Consider the following 23,363-nt stretch of genomic DNA (forward strand, 5'->3'; position numbering starts at 1 on the left):
CGTACGGGGGATCGGGGCTGAACCCTTGGAGCAGGTTGCGCGCCAGCCAGCCGGGCTGGCGGCGCCCTGGCCGTTTATGCCGGCACTCCTACCACCAGGCTGGTATAGCCCATCTTTGTCAGCCGCTGGGGCAAGTCTGCAAGCACCAGTCCCAATTGCACGACACCGATGTTGGAGTCGTAAGCGGTATACGTTAAGGGCACATCCGCTCCGGGAGTGGTTGAGGGAGTAATCAGAAAGCCCAGCACGTGCACATTGTTGCCGGCCCAAATCTTGGTTCCTGCTGGATACGTTGGCAGTGCTGTAACGAAGGCGGCAGGCAGGACGACGCTGGCGTTGGCGATAGACAACTGCGCTTCCTTCGTTTGACTGTCCAGGCCCAGCAGTGTGATCAGTTGCCCGGCTGCTGTGATCTTGACGGCGTCGACCAGGTTCGAGAGGCCGTAAACCTGCGGGCTGTTTGGATCGTTGAGCCAGTAAGTGGTCAGCAACGAGCAAAATTGGTTGACGTAAAACCAGTTGGAGCCGGGGGGTTGCGTCTGAATGAGGTACTCCACCGCGTCGGGGTCCGTGGCATCCAATGTGGCCATGTCGACGAAGAGCGTGGGATTTGGCGTGGTAATGGCGCCGATGCTGATGTGATTAGTCATGTTTTTTCCTTATTGAGCGGGACGGTAGCGATCAATGCATGGCGGGGAAATCCCGCTTTTGGCGCCTGGGTGCCAGTGATGGTGTTCATCCAGATAAAAACTCAGCGCGTAGACGTCAGCGGGAAAATTGACCCTCAGCGTCGGGTGGTGGCGACTGTGGTCGACCACGCTGGCGGCGCCGACATGGTTGGCGGCCGCTATGCAGTAAGCGGGGGTGAAGTCGTATTGCCGGGACGTCATTGCAGTGCTCACCAAAGTACCGGCACCGTCCATGCAGGTTCCGATCAGGTAGGTGTGGTCGGGCACGTTGTCCTCGACCGCGATGGTCCACGGACCCGGCGCCACCGCGCGGGTGCAAGACTCAAAACTGGGCGCGTTGTTGTCCAGATTGAACAGCACGCCATGGTCCACCCCCAAGTCGACGACGCACTGGCCGCTGGCGGTAAAGGGCATGGGCGACGGGTGCTGGGAATGGGTCGACCAGATGAAACTGGGCTCGGCGTGCCACATCAGCAGCGCGTGGGAACCGGCCGGCACCAGGCTGGGGCTGGCGATCCATACCAGGGAGGCGATGCGCTCGTCCTTCGTGACGGCAGCCTGGTAGACGAAGAAGGTCCAGTCGCGGTCGGAGGCGTTTGCCAGGCGCAGGCTATAGATCGGTGCCTTCATGGCTGGTTCTGCCTGAACTGATTGGGCGACGGTTCACCGGTACTGAGCGTCCACTCGTTTTGCGCATCCAGGACAGCCGTCATGGTGCAGACCTGATCAGGAAAGCGTATGCGTGCCGGCAGGTTGAACTGGGCTGGATGCAGGGGCGCATTGGGTTTGAGGTCATAGGCACCGAAGCTGATCCAGTAGGCAAGCTGCGCCTTGCGCGCCGGCGTAAATACAGTGGTGATATTCGGGCCGGCGTTCACACTGAGTGTGGCGCCGCCGTGCATGCCCAGGCCTGCGCCTGGAGCCAGGGTGGCGATCAAGCTGCGGTCGCCCTGGATGATCAACTGGCCACTGGGCGCGGGTTCGGGACGCTCGCGAAATTCGTAACCAAAGTGCGTTTGGGCAAGTATTACAGCACTTCCCATCTCGGGCTCGGCGCTGGCGAATTGGCAACTGCTGGTGGCCTCGCTGTCATCGAGCCAGACAAAATCGTAGTCCAGACACCACTCAAAACAAACCACCACCCCCGGATTGGCCCCGGCGACGCGCCACGCATGCTGGCGCACGCCCTGCTGATTACAGGCGGCGTTGGCAAGGTCGTGATACAGGCACGCTTGGCCACTGCGTAGTGATTGATTGACAAACCACAGCGTGTAGTGGGGGTTGCTGGGCATAGTGTCTTTTCCGAAGCTGAGGGCGTAAACCGATCACGGGCAAGGCTGGCGCTACGGCCAGACCCGCCCGCCACCGGCGACGGCAGCGCCAGGGCTACCCGAACGCCGCCGCAATGCCGCTTAGGCGCTCACCCAGCGGTTGTCCGTACCCAGGGCGTAGGACAGCGCATAAATGTTGTCAGGGAAAATCACTTGTTGGGTCGGATTCACCGTAGTGACATCGAGAACGGTACCGACTTTGACTTCGAAACCGGCAGCGATGTAGTAGGTCGGCGTCGGGGTGAAATGGTGAGTCAGGTTCGGGCCCGCCTCCATGACGAATGCAGCAGAACCGCCGACGCTCATGCCCACCGTGAATTTTTTGTTGGGCACTGAGTTGTCAGCGGTGATCACCAGCGAACCGGAGGGGCTGCCTTTGGCCGGAGAGCTGAAAGACGGTGTGTTGGCGTTGTTGGAAAACTTGATCGTGTTGCTGTCGACCAGGTCGGCGCCGACGCAATCCGAAGCGTTGAAGGTTACGCCTGGCGTCACCTCGCCGACCGCGCCCCATACGAAGCCGTAGTCGATCGTCCACTCGAAAGTGATTTGAGTGCCTTGAGCGATAGTGAAGGGGCTGGCGAACCACGCCAGCGAGAAGATGTTGCTGGCGGACTGATTCGGTACCGTCTGGTAGACGTAAAAAGTCCATGGGTTCACAGAGTTGTTTTTCAGGGTCAGCTGATAAGGGTTAGCCATGTTGATCGTTCTCCACGTGTGCCATTGAGGGTACGGCCGCTGGTCGCGGTGATGGTCCGTGGGAGGAGTATTGGCAGGTTGAGGGGGTGGGGGTATTACAGGACATTACATTGCATTACAGGGAGAGTGCGGCCTACCCGCAAAACATCAGCGGCTGACCAATCACTCTCTCGTGATGGACTGCCGGCCTCAGGCCTGCTGCGCGGCCGTGACCAAGTGATGGAGGTTCTGGCTGTGCGTTTTGGCGGTAAGGGTTTCCAGCAGCTCAGTGCCGATACGGATGCGGCTGCGGGCTGTTTCGTGGAGCAGGTGCGAGGGGGCGAAGGTGTTGAAGGCCAGGACAGGGACGCTGGTTGGGTTGGATTTGAGTCGAGTGAACTGTTCCATTGGGTAGATGTACGGATCGCCAAATCCGATCGCCGATGTGCGGCGACGAGGCGGACGTTAGGGTGATGATTGGGGCTGTGCAACCGGCCTGATGATTACGACCGTCAGTCACCTCACTTCATGTCGCCCCACTCATACGTAATGACGATGTATATACTTCGTCCATACAAAATTGGAGGGACTTATACATGTCCAAATTAGCCGTCTTCACACTGAAACTCGAATCGGAGTTGCGCGACCAATTCATGGCGGAATGCGAAGCCTCTCATCGCCCGGCATCGCAAATCGTGCGCGAAATGATGCGTAAGTTCGTACAGGCGCAACAGGAATCCAGAGAATATGACGAATTCTTACAGCGCAAAGTCGATGCCTCGCGCGCATCCATACAAGCGGGCCGAGAGATTTCCAATGAAGCTTTGGAAGCTGAATTCGCGGCAAGGCGCGCTCAAGTAGATAACCAGGAATGAGGGTCGCCTGGACACCCGAAGCAGGGCAGGACCGTCGAGATATCTGGGATTTCCTATTCGATAAAAACCCACAGGCCGCTGCCGATATGGACCGGCGTTTCAGTATTGCAGCGGCTGGCTTGGCCCACAATCCGGAAATTGGCCCCTTGGGTCGGATCTCGGGCACACGCGAAGTCATTCCTCACCCGAGCTACCGCCTGGTTTATCAACTTGAGCCAAGTGTGGTGAGAATCGTAGCTCTGGTGCATACCGCTCGCCAGTGGCCTCCCGAAAGTGACACGCCTGATTGATGCCTTAAGCGCACGGGAGCTGAATGCTCCCTGGTCCGCAGTGACGGCGTGAGGAACCGCCAGCCGATCAGCATTTTTTACGCCACCGCCAGACACTCCAGACCTTCACGCCTTCGTCTAGCGGCAGCCTTCAGGCTGCGGCGCCGGTACGTTGCATAACACGAACAACCGCGCCCTGGCGCCTCCGCCGTCCTGGCGACTGAGTTCGCGCCAGCCGTTCGGCAGCGGCGCGAATTCATCCGGCGCTTCGTTGCTGCTGATCAACCATACCCGCCGCGTTTGAACAGGCAGCGCTGACAGGTGATCCAGATAGATGCGTCCGCCATCCTGATCCACCAGCGTGCCAAAACCGTAGGCATTCGGTCGCGTCGAGGTGCCGTCGGGTTTGGGCGGGGTGTAAAGCTGCAACTGCGCGTCGGTCTGGTCGTAATACACGTAGCTGAGGTACCACATCATGTCGCTGAGGACGATGCGGTCGTCCTCCTGGTAATTGCGATTGACGAACTCCACCGGCACGTTGAATTGATCCTGCTCATCCACCTCGAAGTTGTTCTTCAGGCCCAGCAGTTCCATGCCCACAAACAGCACCAACAGCGCTGCGCCCAACCATGACAGGCGTGACGGCAAGCGGTCGATGGCCATCGCCAGGACGATCGGCAAACCCAGGGCGTACACCGTGAAATAGCGCTCGATAAAGACCGGCGAGATAAACGACACGCCGTACACCAACAGCAACGGCAGCAAGAAAAACAACGCAGGCAAACGAGCCCCGGGGTTGCGCCATGCCGTCACCCAGACCACCGCTCCCAACAACAGCGGAAAGGTCCAGAACAGCGGCGCCCAGAAATCAACGCCTTCATCCTGCAACACGAACTGCCAGATCATCGAGGGCAGGGACAGCAGGTTGACCGGCTCTTCCCAACCAATGTCCCCGCCTACCTTGAGTTGTTCGACGTGCTGCACCAGGTCCAGAAGGTTCGGCAGCCAGGGCAGGTACAACACCACAATCGTGGCGTTGGCCACCCACCATGCCGGGCGCGTGATCAGACGCGGGCCTGGCGAGTGCAGCCCGAGGTACGCCCAGTGCACCAGCACACACAGCGCGGTGAAATAATGGGTGTAGAAACCGGCGCTCATCAACAGCACATAAGCGGCCAGGTAACGCGTGCGCTCGGGCTGGCGCAGCCAGTAGACCAACGCCAGCGTCGCCCCCAACAGCCATACGCCGAGCAGCGAATACATGCGCACTTCCTGGCTGTAGCGCACCGCCGTCGGCAGCAGCGCCAGCAGGATGCCGGCCAGCAGCGCGGCGCGACGGGTGGACAGCTGCCGCGTCAGCCAGATCCCCAGGCCCACCACGACGGCACCGGGGATGGCGCTCATGCTCCTGATCGACCAGATGCTGTCGCCAAACACTTCGATCCAGCCGCGCAGCAGCACAAAATACAGCGGCGGATGCACATCGTGGGCGGCGTGAAACCACAGGTCGGCCAGCGCATATTCGCTGAGCAAGAGGCTCGAGCCTTCGTCACCCCAGATCGCCGCCGACGTCAGGTGGTAGAACCGCAGGACCATGGCCAGCGCCAGGATCGGCACCCACCAGAGGCGGCTGAGCCACCCGGCGCCGTCCCGGGTCAGGCGATTGAACGCAGGCAAGACCCGGACTTTTTCATTTTGCTCTACCACCGACCGACGCATATCGACTCCGTTACGACTGCCCTCTACAGGACACACCCTGCGCATGCGCAAACACCGCCACTTTAGGCCAAAAGCGGTGGGCCCGTTGCTGGAATCAGACAAATCAACAATTTGCGTAGGCCTTCACCGAAGCACTCGTAGGATCAGGCTATGATTGCCCTCCTCCACGGACTCAGGATCAAGGAAACGTTATGCGCATCGGTTTGCTGTCACCTCTGGCTCTGGCCTTGCTGGCCGTTATTCCCCTGGCGGCCCAAGCCAGTTCCGACGACTCGTGCTACCCCGACTGGCGGGTCTCGCGTGACAGTCTCGAACCGTGCAGCAACCAGCCTTTCCTCAGCCCGGGCAACGATAGCCGGGTCAACCTGCGCCTGTTGCTGGCCGATAAAAAAGCCGCGCCGCTGACGCCCAATGCCTTGGGCGAAGACGACTTGGCCCAAGGGTTCGGCCCGGTGCCGTTTCCGGTGTATCGCCTGATGCCGATTCCAGCCGCGAGCGATGAGCCCGATAACCAGGCGGACGATTCGCGCACTGCCGAGCTCGACACCCTGCTCCAGCCGCTGGGCATCAAGCGCGAAGAATACAAGACCGCCGGCGAAGCCTTCCTCAATGGTGAAGGCAGCCGCTGCCGCAGCAACAATGACGACAGCGCCACGGCGTTTATCAGCCAAGTGATCAAGGCCGATATGCCGCCGGCTGAGCGCGACGTATTGGTCAAAGCCCGTTTGCAGCTGCTGACGACCTGCGACTGGGACGGCCAAGTGGTGGACGCGCAGTTGACGCCCTCGGCCAACGCCCAGCTGTTTCGCACTTATTTGCAGGCCGCCGCTGACTTCTACAGTGGCCGCTTCGGTGACGCCGAGCGCGGTTTCGCCGCCGCCGCGACCAGCGATGCGCCCTGGCTGAAGGAAACGGCGCTGTACATGACCGCGCGCACCTCGCTGAACCAGGCCCAGGCCCAAGCGTTCGACGAATACGGCATGCCGCAGCGCGAGAAGGTGGACAAGCCCGCGTTGAACCACGCCGAACAAGGCTTTCTCGCTTATCTGAAAACGTATCCACAAGGCGATTACGTGGCCTCCGCCCGTGGCCTGCTGCGACGGGTGCACTGGCTGGCGAACGACGATGCCAGGCTTGCCGAAGACTTAACCTGGCAACTGACCGAGGCCACCGACGCCCAGCGCAATGTGAGCGTGGACGAATTGGTCGAAGAGGCCGACCTCAAGTTACTGATGGCCGGCAACACGTCGACGAACAGCCCAATGCTGCAGGTGGTCAGCGACCTGATGGCGATGCGTGCCCACACCCCGCCCCTGTTGAGCCGCGCAGACCTCGACAAGCAAAAGAGCACCTTCGCCAACGAGCCGGCATTGTTCGACTACCTGCAAGCGGCGTATGCCCTGTATGTCGAGCATCAACCCGACACTGCCCTCAAGCATCTGCCGGCGGACGTGCCGTCAACCCTGGACTATTTCGCCTTCAGCCAGCAAACCCTGCGCGCCCTGGCCCTGGAAGCCAAACAAGACTGGGCAGGTGCGCAAGCCCTGTGGCTGCAACTGCTGCCGCTGGCCAGGCAACCGCTGCAACGCGACCAGCTGGAGCTGGCCCTGGCGATGAACTACGAGCGCAGCGGCCAACTGGCCAAGGTATTCGCCGCCGACTCGCCGATCAGCGCCAAACAGGTACGTTACATCCTGCTGCGCAACGTCGCCGGCCCCGACCTGCTGCGCCAGCAGATCGCCAATGCCAGCGACCCGACCGAACGCCAGAGCGCGCAATTCGTGCTGCTCTACAAAGACCTGCTGCACCGCCAGTTCGCGACCTTTGCCGACGACCTCAAGCAAGCCTCGTTGTCCGAAGACAAGCTCGGCACCAGCCTGGGCTACACCTACACCAGCGGCCAGACCTTGAAGCTGTTCCAGTGGAACGGTGACAAGGCCGAATCCGGCTACGCCTGCCCAGGCATCGCGCAAACCGCCGCGACCTTGCAGGAGGATGCAAAAAACCCCCACGCCCTGAACTGTTTCGGTGAGTTCATCCTGCGCAACGGCCTGGACGGCATGCCCCTGGAACAACCCCGCGCCGCCGGCAGCCTGGGCAGCACAGCCTCGGACTTCAAGGGTGAGACCTTCTCGCGTCTGGACGGCTACAAGCAGGTGATCGCCAACGCCAAGGCACCGAAAACCGACAAGGCCTACGCACTGTTTCGCGCCATCAACTGCTACGCGCCGGCCGGCTACAACAGTTGCGGCGGTGAAGACGTGGCGCCGGCCGTGCGCAAAGGCTGGTTCCGCCAGCTCAAGAGCGGTTACGCCGACACGCAGTGGGGCAAATCGCTGCAGTACTACTGGTGAAGTCGCTGTGGCTGGGCTTGCTGTTGCTGGCGAGCCCGGCCTTCGGCGCCGTCGACGCCCGTGACTACGACGCCTTCTGGTTGTGGAGTGGCGTCACGCCCCAGCCGGTAATCAAGCAGGCCAAAACCCTGTACATCCTCCAGGGCCAGATCAACTCCACGCGCCGCGCACCGCAACGCGGCGTGCGATTGATCGCCCAGGGCATGAGCGTGCCGCGCATCACCCAGGGCACTGTCTGGGTGGTCTACCGCGCCCACACCTTGCACTGGCCGGAACCGGTCTACACCCAACTGCTCGGCCAGGTGCAACGCTGGCGTGACGCGGGCAACCCGGTGGTCGGCATCCAGATCGACTTCGACGCCCGCACCCAATACCTGCACGAATACGCCGCCTTCCTGCGCGACCTGCGCCAGCGCCTGCCGGCCGACCTGCGCTTGAGCATCACCGGCTTGATGGACTGGAGCAGCAACGCCGACCCGGCCGCCATCGCCCAACTCAAGGGCGTGGTGGATGAAGTGGTGGTGCAGACGTATCAGGGACGCCACAGCATTCCAGACTATGCGGCCTATTTGCCCCGGATGAACCGGATGGGCGTGCCGTTCAAGGTCGGCTTGATTCAGGGTGGAGAGTGGGAGGCGCCGGGGTATTTGCAGGGGAGTGAGTGGTTTCGGGGGTATGTGGTGTTTTTGCAGAATCGTTGACACGTCGGTTAAATTTATGCAAGAAAGTGTCCTCTGTCCGCGGACAGAGGACACTAACTTTTGGGGCCATATGAAAAGTCAAGACATCGTAGTCCTGTTCAAACTGATCAGCCTCGAATTACGGGCCAAAGGGGAGCGGGTAAAAAAACGGGTGTTTTCTGTGGAGAAAGACGCCGCGGCCCTCGGTTTTCAAAGTCTTGCGGCCTATATTGAAAACTTCGAAACCGTTCAACTTTCAACAATGGATGACTGGCGCGGGTGGGATGACGCAGACGAGGATTCTGAAGAACACGCTTCGCAAAACTACTCTGTGAGAGCGCTGTCTTCAGCTTTGGGTCTGAGCAAAACCGAAGTGTCTTCATCCCTGAATCGTTGCAGGGAAATCGGCTTGATTTATACGAGGCAAATCGATGGAATCCCGCTGGTAAGAAGCACAGCGCTGCTGGATTTGGTTACGCACAGCATTCGCTATATTTTTCCGGTTAAGCCTGGCGCTATCGTCCGAGGCATTCCAACGGCCTTTGCCGCACCGGTATTGGCAGGCAAAGTGATGAGCGGAGGCGACCTTATTCCCGTCTGGCCAGATGCCTACGGAAAAAGCAAAGGGCAGGCAATTACACCGTTGTACAAAACCGTTCCCGGCGCCGTGAAGAAAGACGAGCTTCTCTATCATTTCCTGGCCCTCGTTGATGCCATCCGCATCGGCGGACCGCGTGAGACCAAAGTCGCCGACGCCATGCTGCGGGAGTGGATACTGTGACGTCCAACCGAACAATGATGCTGCAAATGCTTGAGGAGGTTGCCGAGGCCCTGGGCGAAGAGTTATGTGAGCAGGTTGCCTTTGTCGGTGGATGCACCACTGCCTTGCTTATCACTGACGAATACACCCTGGAGTCGATTCGCGGTACCGATGATGTGGACCTGGTCATTCATCTGACAGGCACCACTGATTGGTATCGGCTGGAAGAAAAACTCAAACATCGAGGTTTCAAAAACACTGGCCAAGACTCGGTAACTTGCCGTTTACGACTGGGCCAGTTGAAAGTCGATTTCATGCCGACGCAGGAGAACGTCCTAGGCTTCGCCAATACTTGGTTCGTGGGCGGGTTGGAACGCGCCATTGGCTGCACCTTGCCCAACGGAACACGGATCAGAGTGTTCGCCGCACCCTGGTTCCTCGCAGCCAAATTGCAGGCCTATCAGGGGCGCGGTCATGGCGATGTACTGATGTCCAACGACATTGAAGACATCATCGCCCTATTGGATGGCAGGGAAGAACTCATCGAAGAAGTGAAACAGGCGCCTATCGAACTGCGGCATTTCGTGAGCGAACAATTTACGGCACTGCTTGCGTTACCCGCATTTGAGGACGTGATCCAAAGCACCGCCCAGGATCCAGCTCGTACGGCGTTGATTCACGAACGACTGACCGCGTTGATTGGATTCGGAGCAACCGCTTGATCCTGCAATTGAACTTGAGTCGGCAAGGAACCGGCAGGATAGAGAACCGCGATGTCAGCGGCTCGGCACACAATGCTGGCACACACCTCTACGTGATTGCCGACGGCACTTCAAAACCAAATAGTGGCGAATTGGTAAGCGCTTTGAGTCACCACCTGCTTGAGTGTTTTCGCCATGCGCACCCTGTTGTGGTGTCTTGTCCTGAACACGCCCTGATGCTGGTGCTTACTTCCCTCGACGAAGTGCATTCAAACATCTGTCCAGACTTTCCATTGGCGTCCACCAGCTACCTTGTATTGCTGGTAGTTGGTCACACAGCAATCTCCATTCACGCAGGTGATTGCTGCCTGGGCCATCTGGAGAAGTCTCAACGCCTGAACTGGGTGAACTCACCTCATTGCGGCCCAAACTGGAGAGGCGATCTGAGCCATTCGCTCATCGCCAACTCTCCAGCCCGCAAAACACTAGACACGACATGGATCATGGCGACAGATGGATTCTGGGCCGAACTCTCAGCCGAAGATCAGTTCAAGGCCGTCGTAGAACGTACCCTTGACGGGTGCGCAACCGAAGACGACGTCACGTTCATGTTATTGCGTACGTAAAAAAGCTGTTACCAAACGTAGGTTACGCTCGACACCACCTTTGGCCATTCGTCGTAGCAGCAATCCAAATTACTGGAGCACAGCGAGACGCGGGTCTTGTGGGTACGCCCGATTTCCTCCGATCACTGAACAGCCTGCAACGGATACACCGACTCCCACCCTCCTCCCAACGCCTTGTACAAGCCGACCATGGCTAACGACACGCCCGTGGAGCTTTCCACCCACTGTTCCTGGGTCGCCAGCAGCGCGCTTTGCACGGTGAGCACATTGACGAAATCCGCTACCCCTTCGACGTACTGCTGTTGCGCGGTGGTGAGCGCGATCTGGTTCTGGCGCACGGCTTCGGCGAGGCTGTCGCGGCGCAGTTGGCTGGCGTTGTAGCGGGTCAGTTGGTCATCGATCTCATGCCAGGCGCGCAGCACGGTTTGCTGGTAGGCCAGCGCCGCTTCCTGTTGCTGGGCTTCACGTAAATCGACCATGCCTTGCAGGCGCCCGCCGTTGAACAGCGGCAGGCTCAATTGCGGGCCGAAGGCGAAGGCACGTGAGCCCCAGGAGCCGAAGTCCGAGAGTTGCAGGGCCTGGGAGCCGAGGCTGCCGGACAGGGTGATGCGCGGATAGAAATCACCCTTGGCCACGCCGATGCTGGCAGTGGCGGCGTGCAAACGGGCTTCGGCCTGGCGGATGTCGGGGCGGCGCTCGGCCAGTTCCGATGGCAGGCCGATGGCGACCTGGCGCTGGGTCTGCGGCACGGCCGCGTCCTTGGACAGCTGCGCGTGCAGGGCTTGCGGCGGCTCGCCCATCAGCAGGCTCAGGGCGTTGATCAACTGATCCTGGCGCTGCTGCAGATCGGGCAGGCGCGCTTCGATGGCGGCGACCTGGGCGGCGGCTTCGGCCACGTCCAGGTCGGTCGCCACACCGTCGGCCAGGCGCAGTTGCGAGAGCTTGAGGCTGTGGCGGGCGACGTCGAGGTTTTGCTCGGTGACGCCGCGTGTGTTCTGGACGCCGCGCAGTTGGATGTAGTCCTGCGCGGTCTCGGCCAGCACCGACAGCAACACGGCGCGGCGGTCGTTTTCGGCAACGTCCAGGGTGGCGTCGGCGGCTTCGGTCTCGCGCTTGACCCGGCCCCAGAAGTCCAGCTCCCAGGCAGCGGAAAAGCCCATGTCCCACTGGCTGAAGGCCGAGCGGCCGTTCTCGCCGGAAGGGTCGTTCAAGCCTTTAGCGCTGTTGCGCTTGCGCTGGTAACCGCCGTTCGCATCGACGTCAGGGTAGCGTTCGGCGGTGGTCACCTGGCGCATCGCGCGGCTTTGTTGCAGGCGGCTGCTGGCCAGCTTCAGGTCGAGGTTATCGCTGAGGGCGCGGCGCGTGAGCGCTGACAACTGCTCGTCGTGGAACACGTCCCACCAGCGCTCCTGCAACGGGTCGCTGCTGGCACGACTGGCTGCCTGACGCCCCTGGGGCTCACTCCATTGGGCCACCTGCGCGCCTTGCGGCCGTTGGAAATCCGGGCCGACGGTGCAGGCACTCAGGCTGATGAGGCTCAAGGTGAGCCAGGCGAACTGTCTCATTGCTGGGCCACCTCAGGGTGGGGCGCGACCGCCTGTGTGTCGACACTGGCCTCCACCGACATACCGACGCGCAAGCGCTCGGTCAGCGGCTGATCGGGCTCCAGCACGATCTTCACCGGAATACGCTGCACCACCTTGGTGAAGTTGCCGGTGGCGTTGTCCGGCTTGACCGCGGCGAAGGTCACCCCGGTGGCCGGCGCCAGGCTTTCCAGGTGACCGTTGAGCACCTCGCCGTCGAGGCTGTCGACGCGCACTTGCACGGTTTGGCCGGCATGCATGTGGGACAGTTGCGTCTCCTGGAAATTGGCCACGACATAGGCCTCGGCCAGCGGCACGACCGCAAGGATCTTGCTGCCCGGGGTCACATAGGCGCCGACCCGTACCGCCCGCTCACCGACCATGCCGTCCACCGGCGCGACGATGCGCGTGTAGGACAGCTGATAACTGGCCATTTCCAGTGCGGCCTGGGCGCGCTTGAGCCCACCTTCGGCGGCGTCACGCTGGGCCGTGAGGATTTCCACCTGCTTGCGTTCGGCGGCCAGCACTGCCGTGGACTTGGCCAGTCGCGCGGTGGCCTGGTCGATGCGGGTCTTGGCTTGCTGAGCGTTCTGCACGGTGCCTGCGCCGACGCCGGCGAGGTGGTTGTAGCGGTTCAGTTCGTGTTCGGCAAACGCCACTTCGGCACGGTCCGCCGCCACGGTGGCCTGGGCCTGGGCGATCACCGAACTTTGGCGCTCCAGGGTCGCGCTGGCGTTTTTCAGTTGGGCCTGGGCGACCAAGGTGTCGGCGTCGGCGGCCTGGGCGGCGGCGCGAAAGTCGCGGTCATCGATCAACGCCAACAGCTGGCCGGCTTTGACGCGCTGGTTGTCCTGCACCAGCACTTCCTTGATGAACCCGGCCACGCGGGGGGCGACCAGGGTGAAATCGGCGGCGACGAAGGCGTCGTTGGTGGTCTGGCGCCGGCTGCCCAGGAGGCCTGGCGCAACCAGGTACACCAGCACGCCGACGGCAAACACAGCGATAACGGAGACGGCGATTTTGTCTTTGCGTTTCATGAGAAATCCTTGGGGTCAGGTCGGTGCGCGAGGCGGAAAAATCCGCGTAGGCATCCAGAAAATCAGCAGGATCAGCGCCACCGCGACACCGGCCATGACGACATACAGATCCGAAGAGGTGAGCACCACGACTTGCGCGTGCAGGCGCTGCGCCAGGCCCGGCGCGTCGCCGTCGGCCAGGGGCGAATTGCCCAGGCGGTCCACCAGCATGGTCGAGTGAAAATGCCCGCGCTGGGTGGTCAGCGTGTCCAGCACAGCGGTGGCGATCACGGCGGACAGGCCCTTGACGGTGTTGAACCAGGCCGAGGCGAACGGCCCTTCGATGGGCTGGATACTGCCGGTGGACAGCATCAGCAGCGGCAGCACAGCCATCGGTTGGCCGAAAATCTGCAGCAGGTACCAGCCATAAAAATCATCGCGAATCCATGCCGACGTCAGGTGCGAACTGCCGATGCAGCCCAGCACCAGCATGCCCAGGCCTATCCCGAGCACCCAGCGGCAATCGACCCGGCGCAGGTTGCACAGCGCGGCCACCAGCGGCAGCGCGATCAGTTGCGGCAGCGCCATCAGCAGCATCACCGGCGCGGTTTGCAGGGGGCGGTAGCCCTGGACCTGGGCGAGAAAACTCGACGGGATGATGATGACCGAGGTCAACACCATCAACACGCCGGCCAGCACGATCAACGCGAACGACAGGTTGCGCAGGCCGAGCATCTGCAACTTGAAGAACGGCAGCGGCTGCGACCATTCGTTGAGCATGAACAGCACCATCAGCAGCGTGCCGCCACTGAGCAGGAAGGTGATCAGGCCTGACTCGAACCAGTCCAGGCGATTGCCTTGCAACAGGCCGATCACCAGCATGCAGATGGCCGGGAAGCCCAACAGCAGACCGCGCCAGTTGAACTGCTTGAAACGCTCCAGGCGCAGCGGATCCTGCGGCAAGCCGTAGGCCACGGCGGCCATCGCCAGCAGGCAAGGCCCGACGATCTGCCAGAACGCCCATTGCCAGCCGACGTATTCGGTCCACAACGCCGCCAGCGGCGTGCCCAGGCTCGGGCCGAAGGTGGCCGTCAGGGCATAACCGGCCAAGCCGTATAACTTGACGTTGGCCGGCAGGAACCGCAGCGCCACGGTCATCAGCATCGGCGGCAACGCGCCACCGGCCAGGCCTTGCACCGTGCGCAGGAGCAGCAGGCTTTCGTAGTTCGGTGCGAACGGGCACAGGATGCCGAGCAGGGTAAACAGGCCGATGGCACACAGGGTGAAACGGCGCAGCGAGAGCGTCACCGCACACCACGGCGCGAACGCCATCGCCGCCACGGAGGTGGCGGTGTAGGCCGCGACCAGCCAGGTACCTTCGTCAAAGCCGATGTACAGCGCACCACGGATATCGGCGAGGGCGACCTTGGTGACCATCTCGTTGAGGCCGGACACCAGCACCGCCAGCAGCACGCCGACCAGGCCGATGATGATGCGCGGACCGAATACCGGTGGGCTGGGCGCAGTGGGTTGGGCTGCAGCCTCGAAGGCGGGGGCAGCGAGGGATGTCATGGACAGGTAACTCGGAATAAAGAAATACCCGAGCAGTTTAATCAGGCTCTAGCATGACAAAAAGTTACTTGTTGTCAGCTTATAAGTGCGTCAGACGCAATCCATGATTGGAGGGGCCAAGCGCTCATGTAGGAGCGAGCTTGCTCGCGAAAAACTCACAGGCGCCGTGTTCATTCAGGAAACAGGCGTTATCGTTGACGTTTTTCGCGAGCAAGCTCGCTCCTACAGACTGGCTGAGGGCTGGGCTTCGAGCCAGGTGGCGTGGCAGCTTTCGCGCATGGTTTCGCGCAGCCATTTGTGCGCCGGGTCTTTGTCAAAGCGTGGGTGCCAGGATTGGGCCAATACCAGCGTCGGCAATGAGATTGGCAGCGGGAATGCGCGCAGCGGCAGCTTCAGGCGCCTGGCGCTCAGGAGCGCTTCCTTGGGCACCGGCAGCAGCAGGTCGGAGTCGGGCAGCATGAACATCGCACCGTGAAAGCCCGGGGCGATCATTGCCACGCGGCGCTCCAGGCCCTGGGCATTCAACGCGGTATCGATCGGCCCACGGGCGATGCCGCGCCGCGAGATGCTGATGTGGGAATAACTGGCAAACCGCGCGGCGGTGATCTCTGCGTCGAACAGCGGATGATCTTCCCGCGCCAGGCCGACGAAGGTGGTCGAGAACAGGTTCTGCACCTTCACTTCGGGGCTCGCCGGCAGGGTGTTGCTCACGCGCAAGTCCAACCGCCCTTCGCGCAGCGCTTCGTCGTCGGTGTCGCCTTCGGGCACGAAGCGCAGCTCGCAGAACGGCGCCACGCGCTGCATGGTGTCGAACAAGCGACCGCCATACACGCCGATGAAAAAGTCATTGGCGCGCACGCTGAAGCGGCGGCGCAGGGTGCTCAAGTCCACTTGATCGGCCGAGCGAAACAGCAACGCCGCCTGCTCCACCACAGTGCGCACCTGGCCTTGCAGCTCCAGCGCCTTGGGGGTCGGTACCAGGCCGCGACCGGCGCGTACCAGGATCGGATCGCCGACCGCTTCGCGGATACGCGTAAGGGTGCGGCTCATGGCCGCCGGGCTCAGGTTCATCCGCCGCGCCGCGCCCACCACGCTGCCTTCATCGAGCAAGGCGTCGAGGGCGACCAGCAGGTTCATGTCCGGTAGTTGCATGCCAAGCACTCGTGATCGATCGGGAGTGAATTGGGCGCAATCCTAGCAGGCTTTACCGGTTCAGAACGGCGCATCGCCCTGGATGGTGGTACGGAACAATTTGCGCCGCAGGTGACTCGGGCAACCGGCGGCCAGGTGGATCAGCGAGCGGTTGTCCCAGAACACCAGGTCGTGGGGCTGCCACTGGTGGCGGTAGATGTTTTCCGGCAGCGCGCTGTGGGCGTAGAGCTGGGCCAGCAGGTCGCGGCTTTCGTCATCCGGCAGGCCGACGATGCGGGTGGTGAAGCCTTCGCTGACGAACAGCGCATTGCGGCCGTTTTCAGGATGGGTGCGCACAATGGGATGCACCACTTCGGCCACCTGGGCGAGCTGTTCAGGGGTCAGGGTCGGGCGCCAGTTGCCTTCGAATTTTGTTTCGCTGTAACGCGCGGTGTAGGAATGCGCGGCGCGGCGCCCTTCGACGGCGTTGCGCAGGTGCTCGGGCAGTTGCTCCCAGGCCTTGTGCATGTCGGCAAACAGGGTGTCGCCGCCTTCGGACGGCAGTTCCTGGGCGTGCAGCATCGAGCCCAGGCTGGGCAGTTCCTTGTACGACAGATCCGAGTGCCAGAACTTGCCCGCATCGCCCAGGCCGATGGATTGGCCGTTTTCGATGATGTTGGAGACGATCAGGATTTCCGGGTGGTTGGCCAGCAGGAACTGTTTGAGCACGTGGATCTGCAGCACGCCAAAGCGCCGACTGAAAGCGATCTGTTGTTCAGGGGTGATGCGTTGGTCGCGGAACACGATGACGTGGTGGTCCAGGTGCGCGCGGTGGATGCGGGCGAAGTCCTGGTCGTTGACGGGTTGGGACAGATCCAGGCCGACGATTTCGGCGCCGACACTGCCGGGGAAGGGGCGGATGTCGAAGGTTTGAAGGGTGGCGGGCATTGGGTTCACTTCCGGCGGACAGGGCAGTGAATTTATAGGCCTGAGAATGGAAGTTTAAATACTGTTAGGGCATATCCATATGCATTGGTGATGCTGAGGGCCCTATCGGGGGCAAGTCGAATCGTCGCACCGCCCCTCCCACACTTGATTTGTGAACACATTCAAATGTGGGAGGGGCGGTGCGGCGATTCGACTTGCCCCCGATGAGGCCGGAGCAGGCAATGAAGATCAACGCTCGTGCAACGCCTCCGCCCGCGCCTTGATGATCGGCTTGAGCAGGTAGCTGAGGATGCTTTTCTTGCCGGTGATGATGTCCACCGAGGCAACCATGCCGGGGATGATCAGCAGCGGTTTCTCATCGGTGCCCAGGTGGCTGCGGTCGGTGCGCAGGGTGATCATGTAGTAGGTGGTTTTCTTGTCTTCATCGGTGATGGTGTCGGCGCCGATGCGTTCGAGCTTGGCCTTCAGGCCACCGTAGATGGTGTAGTCATAGGCGGTGAATTTGACCACCGCTTCCTGTCCAGGGTGCAGGAAGGCGATGTCTTGCGGGCGGATCTTGGCTTCCACCAGCAGGGTGTCGTCCAGCGGTACGATTTCGACCATGTCGCTGCCCGGCTGGATGACGCCGCCGACGGTGTTGACCAGCAACTGCTTGACGATGCCGCGCACCGGCGAGGTGACCAGGGTACGGCTGACGCGGTCTTCCAGGGCGCGGCCGGTGGATTCGGCCTTGTTCAGTTCGGTGCGCGCTTCGTTGAGTTGGGTCAGGGCTTCGCTGCGGAATTTGCCACGGGTCTCGTCGATCTTGCGCTGCACTTCCTTGATCGCCGATTCGGCGCGCGGGATCGCCAGGGTGGTGGCGTCCAGTTGGCCCCGGGTTTCCATTTCGGCGCGCTTGAGGCGCAGCACTTCCACCGGCGACACCGCGCCCTGGGCCACCAGCGGCTCGGACATGTTGATTTCCTGGCGTTGCAGGGACAACTGGCTGCGGTACTGGCTTTGCTTGGAGGTGAACTCACGCAACTCCTGTTGGCGCTGCACCAATTGCTCCTGCAAACCGCCGACTTCGTCTTTCAACTGCTGGCGGCGGCTTTCATACAGTGAGCGCTCGTTGGCGGCCTGGCTGGGCGCGGCCTTGAGCACATCGTCGGGAATCGTCAGCGGGCGGTCGTCCACCTGCGCACTCAGGCGCTCGACGCGCAGCTGCATGGCCAGGCGCAGCGCTTCGGTTTCCCCGGCGTTGGACACGAACCGCGTGTCGTCCAGACGAATCAAAGGCGCACCGGCCTCGACGATCTGGCCTTCCTTGACGTACAGCTCGGCGACGATACCGCCTTCCAGGTTCTGGATTTTCTGCAGCTTGGACGACGGAATCGCCTTGCCGTCGCCTCGGGTCACTTCGTCGATTTCGGAGAAACCCGCCCACACCACCAGGAACACAAAGAACGCGATGATGGCCCAGATGGTCAGGCGGATGACCCGCGGCGCATCTTCGATCAGCGCTTTGTTGACCTCGGGCAGCGGCTGGCCCTGCAGCGAGTCGGAACCTTTGAAGTAGCGCCCGACCGCGCTTTTGATGGAGTTAAGCGACACTGATCTGCCCCTTTTTCAACGCTTCCATGACCACGGCTTTCGGGCCGTCCGCGAGGATCTGCCCACGGTCGACCACCAACAGGCGGTCCACCAGGGACAGCAGCGAGGCACGGTGCGTCACCAGGACTACGGTCTTGTTTTGCACCACGGCATGCAGGCGTTGTTTCAAGCGTTCTTCACCGGTGTTGTCCATGGCGCTGGTGGGTTCGTCCAGCAGCAGGATGGGCGGGTTGAGCAGCAATGCACGGGCCAGGGCGACGTTCTGGCGCTGGCCGCCGGACAGGTTCTGCCCACGCTCGCCAACCTGCAGCTCATAGCCTTGCGGGTGCAGGCGCGCGAATTCGTGCACGCCGGCCAGTTCGGCGGCTTGCAGCACCATCTCGTCTTCGACGTAGCGCGCACCGCTGACCAGGTTGTCACGCAGGGTGCCGGCCAGCAGTTGGATGTCCTGGGCGACGTAGCCGATGTTGTGGCGCAGTTCGCTGACGTCGATCTGGCGCACGTCCACACCGTCCACCAGCAACGCGCCGGAGTCGGGTTGATACAGGCCGACGATCAGTTTGGCCAGGGAGCTTTTGCCCGAGCCGCTGCGACCGATGATGCCGATCTTTTCCCCTGGCTTAATCACCAGGTTGATGTTTTTCAGCGCCGGATTCTGTTGGTTCGGGTAGGTGAAATTCAGGCCCCGGCACTCGATGGCGCCTTGCAGGGTGCGACGGCTCATGGGGCGCTCTTCGAAATTGCGCTCCTGGGGCAGCTCCATCATCTGGTCCACCGAGGTCATGGTGACCTTGGCCTGCTGGTAGCGCGTGAGCAGGCCCGACAGCGAGGCCAGCGGGCTCAAGGCGCGGCCGCTGAGCATGTAGCAGGCAATCAGGCCGCCCATGCTGAGGTTGCCGTCGATGATCTGGTACACGCCGAACACGATCATGATCACGCCGGCCAGTTGCTGGATCAGCAGGGTCATGTTCATCGACAGGCCCGAGAGCAATTTCACCCGCAGCTCGAGCCGGCTCAAAGTGCCGATGGTCTGTTCCCAGCCGTACTGGCGTTCGCTCTCGGCATTGTTGACCTTGACCGCATCCAGCCCGGCGAGGGTTTCGATCAGGCTCGACTGGCGTTCGGCGGCCAGGGCCATGGTGCGCTCCATGGTCGCGACCAAAGGTTTTTGCAGGGCGTAGCCAATCCCCAGGGCAATCGGGAACGCCAGCACCGGAATCCACACCAAATGGCCACCGAGCAGGGCGATCACCAGGAAGATCAGCAGCGTGAACGGCAGGTCGATCAGGCTGGTGAGGGTCAGGGAGGCGAGGAAGTCGCGCAGGCTCTGGAACTCATGGATGTTCTGCGCAAAGCTGCCGACGCGCGCCGGGCGGTACTTCATCGACATGCCGACGATGCGCTCGAACAAGGTGGCGGAGATGATCAGGTCGGTTTTTTTACCGGCCAGGTCCAGGCACAGACTGCGCAGGCTCTTGAGCACCAAATCGAACAGATAGGCGCCGCAGATGCCCACGGCCAGCACCCACAGCGTAGAGGTGGCCTGGTTCGGCACCACGCGGTCGTACACGTTCATCACGAACAACGGCGCGGCCATGGCGATGATGTTGATCAGGAAGCTGGCGGCGATGGCATCGGTATACAGCCAGCGCGAACGCTTGAGCGTGTCACGAAACCAGGATCGGGCCCGGGGAATCAGCGTGCCGTGGTTAACGTCGAATTTGTGCTGCGGCTGGGCAAAGAAGACTTTGCCGGTGTAGTCGTCGACCAGCAGCTCGCGCTTGATCAGCACTTCACCGCCATCGCTTTCGCTGAGCAGCACCCGCGCCTGATCGTCGCCTTCCCAGCCGAGCAGCACGGTACTGCGCCCGTCCTTGAGCAGCAGCAGCGCCGGTAACGCGATGGCCGGGATCTGTTCGAGCCTGCGTTGCAGCAGCCGCCCCTGCAGGCCGGCCCGCGCGGCGGCACGCGACAGCAACTCGGCACTCAGGCGCTGCGAAGGCAGCGGCAGGCCGGTGGTGAGCATGGCCGCGCTGGCCGGTTTCTGATGCAGGGCGCAGAGTGCCAACAACCCGTCGAGTAACGGGTCGTCGTGCAGCGTGCGTGGATCATGACTGAGATGAACTCGACTGACTTCGGATTCCACGCGGTGCACTCTCGACTAACAGATGGGGCTATGGGGTGACTCAGTTCATTCCAGGCAGTTGGACTTTGGGCTTCACATCGTTTTGCACGACGGAGGCCATTGGAGCGACGACGCCTTGGCTTTTGAGCAATTCGCCCATGGTCGCCTTGATTCGGTACTGAGTAAATAACTGAATATTCTTGATCTCTTCCAGGCGACGCGAAGCGGTGAACAATTCGTTCTCGCTGTCGAGCAAGTCCAGCAGGGTACGTTGGCCCAGGCTGAACTGTTGCTGGTAGGACGTGCGCACGCGGGTGCTGTGGTCCACGTACTGCTGGGCCACCGGCAGTTGCGCGTTGGCGTTGTTCAAGGCGTTCCAGGCCAGGCCCAGTTCTTCATTGAGCTGGCGCAAGGCGTTGTTGCGGATGTCCAGGGCCTGGTTGGCCTGGTATGACTTCGATTGCAGGTCGGCCTTGTTGCTGCCGCCGGCAAACAGGTTGAAGCGCATGCGCACCATGGCTTCCCAGCCGTTGCTGTGGTTGGCGTCACCGGAGACGTTGTTGTCGGCGTTGGTGCCCAGCTCAGCGTCAAAGCGTGGATAGAAGCTGGATTTGGCGGCCGCGTATTGCTTCTCGGCGGCGGAGATGTCCGACTCGGCCGAGCGCAGCACCGGGCTGTTGTCGAGCATCTGGCGCCGCGCTTCATTCAGGTCGGCCGGGAGCATGGCCATGAACGGCGCCGGGCGCTCGAGCTGGTCGGGCATCTCGCCAACGGCGCTGAGGTAGTTGGTTTGCGCATCCGCCAGGTTGGTCTGCTCGGTGATCAGGTTGTTGCGGGCCTGGGCCAGACGCGCTTCGGCCTGGTCCTGGTCGGCGCCGTTACCGACGCCGCGCTGGGTGCGCAACTTGATCTGATCGTAAATGCGTTCGTGGTTGCGCAGGTTTTCTTCGGCCAGGCGCACGAACTCGCGGCGGGTCAGCACTTCCAGGTAGACCTGGGCAACGGTCAACGCGGTGCGCTCGGACGTACCGAGCAACGAATAGGCACGGGAGTTGACGTTGGCCTGTTGACGCCCGACTTCGCTGGAAGTGGCGAACCCATCAAAGATCATTTGCTGCAGGCGCAGGCTGGATTCACCGCGATTGAGGGTGTCCCAGTGGTTGCCGCCCGTGCCGTTCGCGGCGCGGGTGGAAGCGTTGTCGGTGCCCGCACGGCCATAGCCGGCATTCAAATCGACACGCGGCAGATACCCACCCTGCGCCGCACGCAATTGGTAATCGGCGGCGATGCGGCTGTTTACACCCGCTTGAATTTCAGGATGCACATCCATTGCCTGCTGCATGGCTTGAGGCAGCGTCTGGGCTTGTACAAAGCTGGCGGCGAGAACGAACGGTATTGCCTTGAACAGGTGCAGACGCATTAAAAATTCCCCAGGACTTCTTGTCTCAAATCACAGCGATTGGCGCCGCCGCGTCGGATAATGGCTAGCGTAATGACCGTACGTCGGAAAGTTCAAAAAGCGGAACTGCTTCACACATGTAGGACGGTTCGCCGCATAAATATCAATGTGACATTACGGGGGCGATTGTTTAGGATGGCGACCATAAGGTCAATAGTTTGGCATAAACTAGATAGCTAAAAATTCCAGCCAATAATTTGACGTCAGTAAGTGTTCAGACTACGCCCCCTCCAGTTTGGCCCTCCCTATTGAGCGGCCACATGGAATCATCAGAAACGGATCGCCGGAGAAATAGTTAATGAGCAATGTTGTTGCCATCGTCAAAAGCATTGTTGGTCAAGTGTTCGTTATTTCTCCGGAAGGGGCACGCCGTGTTCTGGTTGAGGGTGATCGCCTGTTTGCGGGCGACCAGATTGATACGGGCCTGTCGGGCGCAGTGAGCCTGGAGCTGGCTGACGGACGCACGCTGGACCTGGGCCGCGACACCCAGTGGAGCGCCGACATGCCGGACTCCACCGCCGACCTGGCCGCCGCCACCGAACAGGCCGCGCCGTCGGTTGCCGAGTTGCAGCAGGCCATCGCCGCCGGTGCCGACCCGACCACCGAACTGGAAGCCACTGCCGCCGGCGCCACCGCTGCCGGTAATGGCGCGGCGGGCGGCGGCCACAGCTTCGTGGTGCTGGACGCGACCGCCGGGCGTGTCGATCCGACCATCGGCTTTCCCACCGCCCCTATCGGCCAGGGCACAGCAACGCTGAATACCTTTAATGGTGCTCAAGCTTCTGCAGGTAACGGCAACCTGGCGCTGCAGCCTTCGACCCTGAGCCTGAGCGCCACCCCGAGCATCACCGAAGCCGGGGGCGTGCTGACGTATACCGCCACCGTGACCCAGGCCGGCACCAGCGACTTGACCATCACCCTGTCCAACGGCGCGGTGATCACCATCCCATCCGGCCAACTGACCGGCACCGTCAACGTGCCCCTGGCGCCTAACGACAGCCCGTACCTCGACGCCAGCCAGATCAGCGTCAACGTCACCGGCATCACCGGCGGCAACAACCTGGTACTGACCCTCGACCCTAACCCGGCCGTGACGCAGATTACCGACACCATCGACACCACCACCGTGACCTTGACGGCTGGTTCGAACGTGACTGAAGGTGGCCAGATCACCTACACCGCGACCTTGACCAACCCGGCACAAACCCCGGTGAACGTCACCTTGAGCAATGGCTCGGTGATTACCATCAAGGCGGG

Annotated in this window: 22 protein-coding genes; 8 read left to right on the forward strand and 14 right to left on the reverse strand. The window is 61.7% G+C overall.

Annotated elements, in window-relative coordinates:
• Positions 1 to 74: 74 nt before the first annotated feature.
• The 5 genes from J1G34_RS23510 to J1G34_RS23530 form a co-directional block, all read right to left on the reverse strand.
• Positions 75 to 650 carry a hypothetical protein gene (locus J1G34_RS23510; RefSeq protein ID WP_065894062.1) on the reverse strand — a complete coding sequence of 192 codons (576 nt, stop codon included), beginning with the start codon at positions 648 to 650 and terminating at the stop codon, positions 75 to 77.
• A gap of 9 nt (positions 651 to 659) precedes the next feature.
• A complete protein-coding gene (locus J1G34_RS23515) occupies positions 660 to 1,319 on the reverse strand; it encodes a hypothetical protein (protein ID WP_122482798.1) in 660 nt (219 codons plus the stop codon).
• Positions 1,316 to 1,981: a hypothetical protein gene (locus tag J1G34_RS23520; protein WP_065894060.1), complete on the reverse strand. Its 666-nt coding sequence runs from the start codon at positions 1,979 to 1,981 to the stop codon at positions 1,316 to 1,318. The genes J1G34_RS23515 and J1G34_RS23520 overlap by 4 nt, the downstream gene beginning before the upstream one ends.
• Before the next feature lie 120 nt (positions 1,982 to 2,101).
• Entirely contained in the window at positions 2,102 to 2,716 is a 615-nt protein-coding gene (locus J1G34_RS23525) for a hypothetical protein (RefSeq protein ID WP_065894059.1), read from the reverse strand.
• A gap of 189 nt (positions 2,717 to 2,905) precedes the next feature.
• Positions 2,906 to 3,103 carry a hypothetical protein gene (locus J1G34_RS23530; RefSeq protein WP_065935328.1) on the reverse strand — a complete coding sequence of 66 codons (198 nt, stop codon included), beginning with the start codon at positions 3,101 to 3,103 and terminating at the stop codon, positions 2,906 to 2,908.
• Between the two features lie 188 nt (positions 3,104 to 3,291).
• Here J1G34_RS23530 and J1G34_RS23535 point away from each other — a divergent pair, with 188 nt between their 5' ends.
• Together J1G34_RS23535 and J1G34_RS23540 are read left to right on the forward strand one after the other, a co-directional pair.
• Positions 3,292 to 3,570 carry an antitoxin of toxin-antitoxin stability system gene (locus J1G34_RS23535; RefSeq protein WP_065895703.1) on the forward strand — a complete coding sequence of 93 codons (279 nt, stop codon included), beginning with the start codon at positions 3,292 to 3,294 and terminating at the stop codon, positions 3,568 to 3,570.
• Positions 3,567 to 3,860: a type II toxin-antitoxin system RelE/ParE family toxin gene (locus tag J1G34_RS23540; protein WP_083203129.1), complete on the forward strand. Its 294-nt coding sequence runs from the start codon at positions 3,567 to 3,569 to the stop codon at positions 3,858 to 3,860. Before J1G34_RS23535 ends, J1G34_RS23540 begins: the two co-directional genes overlap by 4 nt.
• 117 nt (positions 3,861 to 3,977) lie before the next feature.
• On the opposite strand, the gene J1G34_RS23545 is transcribed toward J1G34_RS23540, so the two are convergent.
• Positions 3,978 to 5,558: a glycosyltransferase family 39 protein gene (locus tag J1G34_RS23545; RefSeq protein ID WP_222994699.1), complete on the reverse strand. Its 1,581-nt coding sequence runs from the start codon at positions 5,556 to 5,558 to the stop codon at positions 3,978 to 3,980.
• 191 nt (positions 5,559 to 5,749) lie between these two features.
• Between J1G34_RS23545 and J1G34_RS23550 the strand changes: the two genes are divergently transcribed.
• From J1G34_RS23550 to J1G34_RS23570, 5 genes are all read left to right on the forward strand, one after another.
• Positions 5,750 to 7,912 (forward strand): outer membrane assembly lipoprotein YfiO, encoded by a 2,163-nt coding sequence (locus tag J1G34_RS23550; protein WP_222994700.1) that lies wholly within the window; start codon positions 5,750 to 5,752, stop codon positions 7,910 to 7,912.
• Positions 7,909 to 8,613 (forward strand): DUF3142 domain-containing protein, encoded by a 705-nt coding sequence (locus J1G34_RS23555; RefSeq protein WP_222994701.1) that lies wholly within the window; start codon positions 7,909 to 7,911, stop codon positions 8,611 to 8,613. Before J1G34_RS23550 ends, J1G34_RS23555 begins: the two co-directional genes overlap by 4 nt.
• A 70-nt stretch (positions 8,614 to 8,683) precedes the next feature.
• The gene (locus J1G34_RS23560; protein WP_065894052.1) at positions 8,684 to 9,373 is read left to right on the forward strand and encodes a hypothetical protein; all 690 of its coding nucleotides are present in this window, start codon (positions 8,684 to 8,686) and stop codon (positions 9,371 to 9,373) included.
• Entirely contained in the window at positions 9,370 to 10,074 is a 705-nt protein-coding gene (locus tag J1G34_RS23565) for a hypothetical protein (protein WP_430962625.1), read from the forward strand. The genes J1G34_RS23560 and J1G34_RS23565 overlap by 4 nt, the downstream gene beginning before the upstream one ends.
• Positions 10,071 to 10,679 (forward strand): serine/threonine protein phosphatase, encoded by a 609-nt coding sequence (locus J1G34_RS23570; RefSeq protein WP_065935333.1) that lies wholly within the window; start codon positions 10,071 to 10,073, stop codon positions 10,677 to 10,679. Before J1G34_RS23565 ends, J1G34_RS23570 begins: the two co-directional genes overlap by 4 nt.
• Positions 10,680 to 10,801: 122 nt before the next feature.
• On the opposite strand, the gene J1G34_RS23575 is transcribed toward J1G34_RS23570, so the two are convergent.
• The 8 genes from J1G34_RS23575 to J1G34_RS23610 form a co-directional block, all read right to left on the reverse strand.
• Positions 10,802 to 12,244, reverse strand: a complete 1,443-nt coding sequence (locus tag J1G34_RS23575) for an efflux transporter outer membrane subunit (RefSeq protein WP_222994702.1) — start codon at positions 12,242 to 12,244, stop codon at positions 10,802 to 10,804.
• Positions 12,241 to 13,299, reverse strand: coding sequence for an HlyD family secretion protein (locus tag J1G34_RS23580; protein WP_222994703.1), 1,059 nt, complete (start codon positions 13,297 to 13,299; stop codon positions 12,241 to 12,243). Before J1G34_RS23580 ends, J1G34_RS23575 begins: the two co-directional genes overlap by 4 nt.
• Before the next feature lie 15 nt (positions 13,300 to 13,314).
• Complete coding sequence (locus J1G34_RS23585) at positions 13,315 to 14,850, reverse strand: MFS transporter (protein ID WP_065895768.1); 1,536 nt, start codon at positions 14,848 to 14,850, stop codon at positions 13,315 to 13,317.
• A 222-nt stretch (positions 14,851 to 15,072) separates the two neighbouring features.
• Complete coding sequence (locus J1G34_RS23590) at positions 15,073 to 16,002, reverse strand: LysR family transcriptional regulator (protein ID WP_122560457.1); 930 nt, start codon at positions 16,000 to 16,002, stop codon at positions 15,073 to 15,075.
• A 60-nt stretch (positions 16,003 to 16,062) separates the two neighbouring features.
• A complete protein-coding gene (locus J1G34_RS23595) occupies positions 16,063 to 16,929 on the reverse strand; it encodes a TauD/TfdA dioxygenase family protein (RefSeq protein WP_222994704.1) in 867 nt (288 codons plus the stop codon).
• 228 nt (positions 16,930 to 17,157) lie between these two features.
• Positions 17,158 to 18,522: an HlyD family type I secretion periplasmic adaptor subunit gene (locus J1G34_RS23600; RefSeq protein ID WP_065886609.1), complete on the reverse strand. Its 1,365-nt coding sequence runs from the start codon at positions 18,520 to 18,522 to the stop codon at positions 17,158 to 17,160.
• Complete coding sequence (locus J1G34_RS23605; RefSeq protein WP_065894044.1) at positions 18,512 to 20,668, reverse strand: type I secretion system permease/ATPase; 2,157 nt, start codon at positions 20,666 to 20,668, stop codon at positions 18,512 to 18,514. The genes J1G34_RS23600 and J1G34_RS23605 overlap by 11 nt, the downstream gene beginning before the upstream one ends.
• A gap of 40 nt (positions 20,669 to 20,708) precedes the next feature.
• Complete coding sequence (locus tag J1G34_RS23610; protein ID WP_065894043.1) at positions 20,709 to 22,067, reverse strand: TolC family outer membrane protein; 1,359 nt, start codon at positions 22,065 to 22,067, stop codon at positions 20,709 to 20,711.
• 337 nt (positions 22,068 to 22,404) lie between these two features.
• Here J1G34_RS23610 and J1G34_RS23615 point away from each other — a divergent pair.
• On the forward strand, positions 22,405 to 23,363 hold a 959-nt coding region (locus J1G34_RS23615; RefSeq protein ID WP_222994705.1), incomplete at its 3' end, for a retention module-containing protein.

Origin of the sequence: Pseudomonas sp. Wu6, assembly GCF_019891515.1 — a bacterium.
Taxonomy (GTDB): Bacteria; Pseudomonadota; Gammaproteobacteria; order Pseudomonadales; family Pseudomonadaceae; genus Aquipseudomonas; species Aquipseudomonas orientalis_A.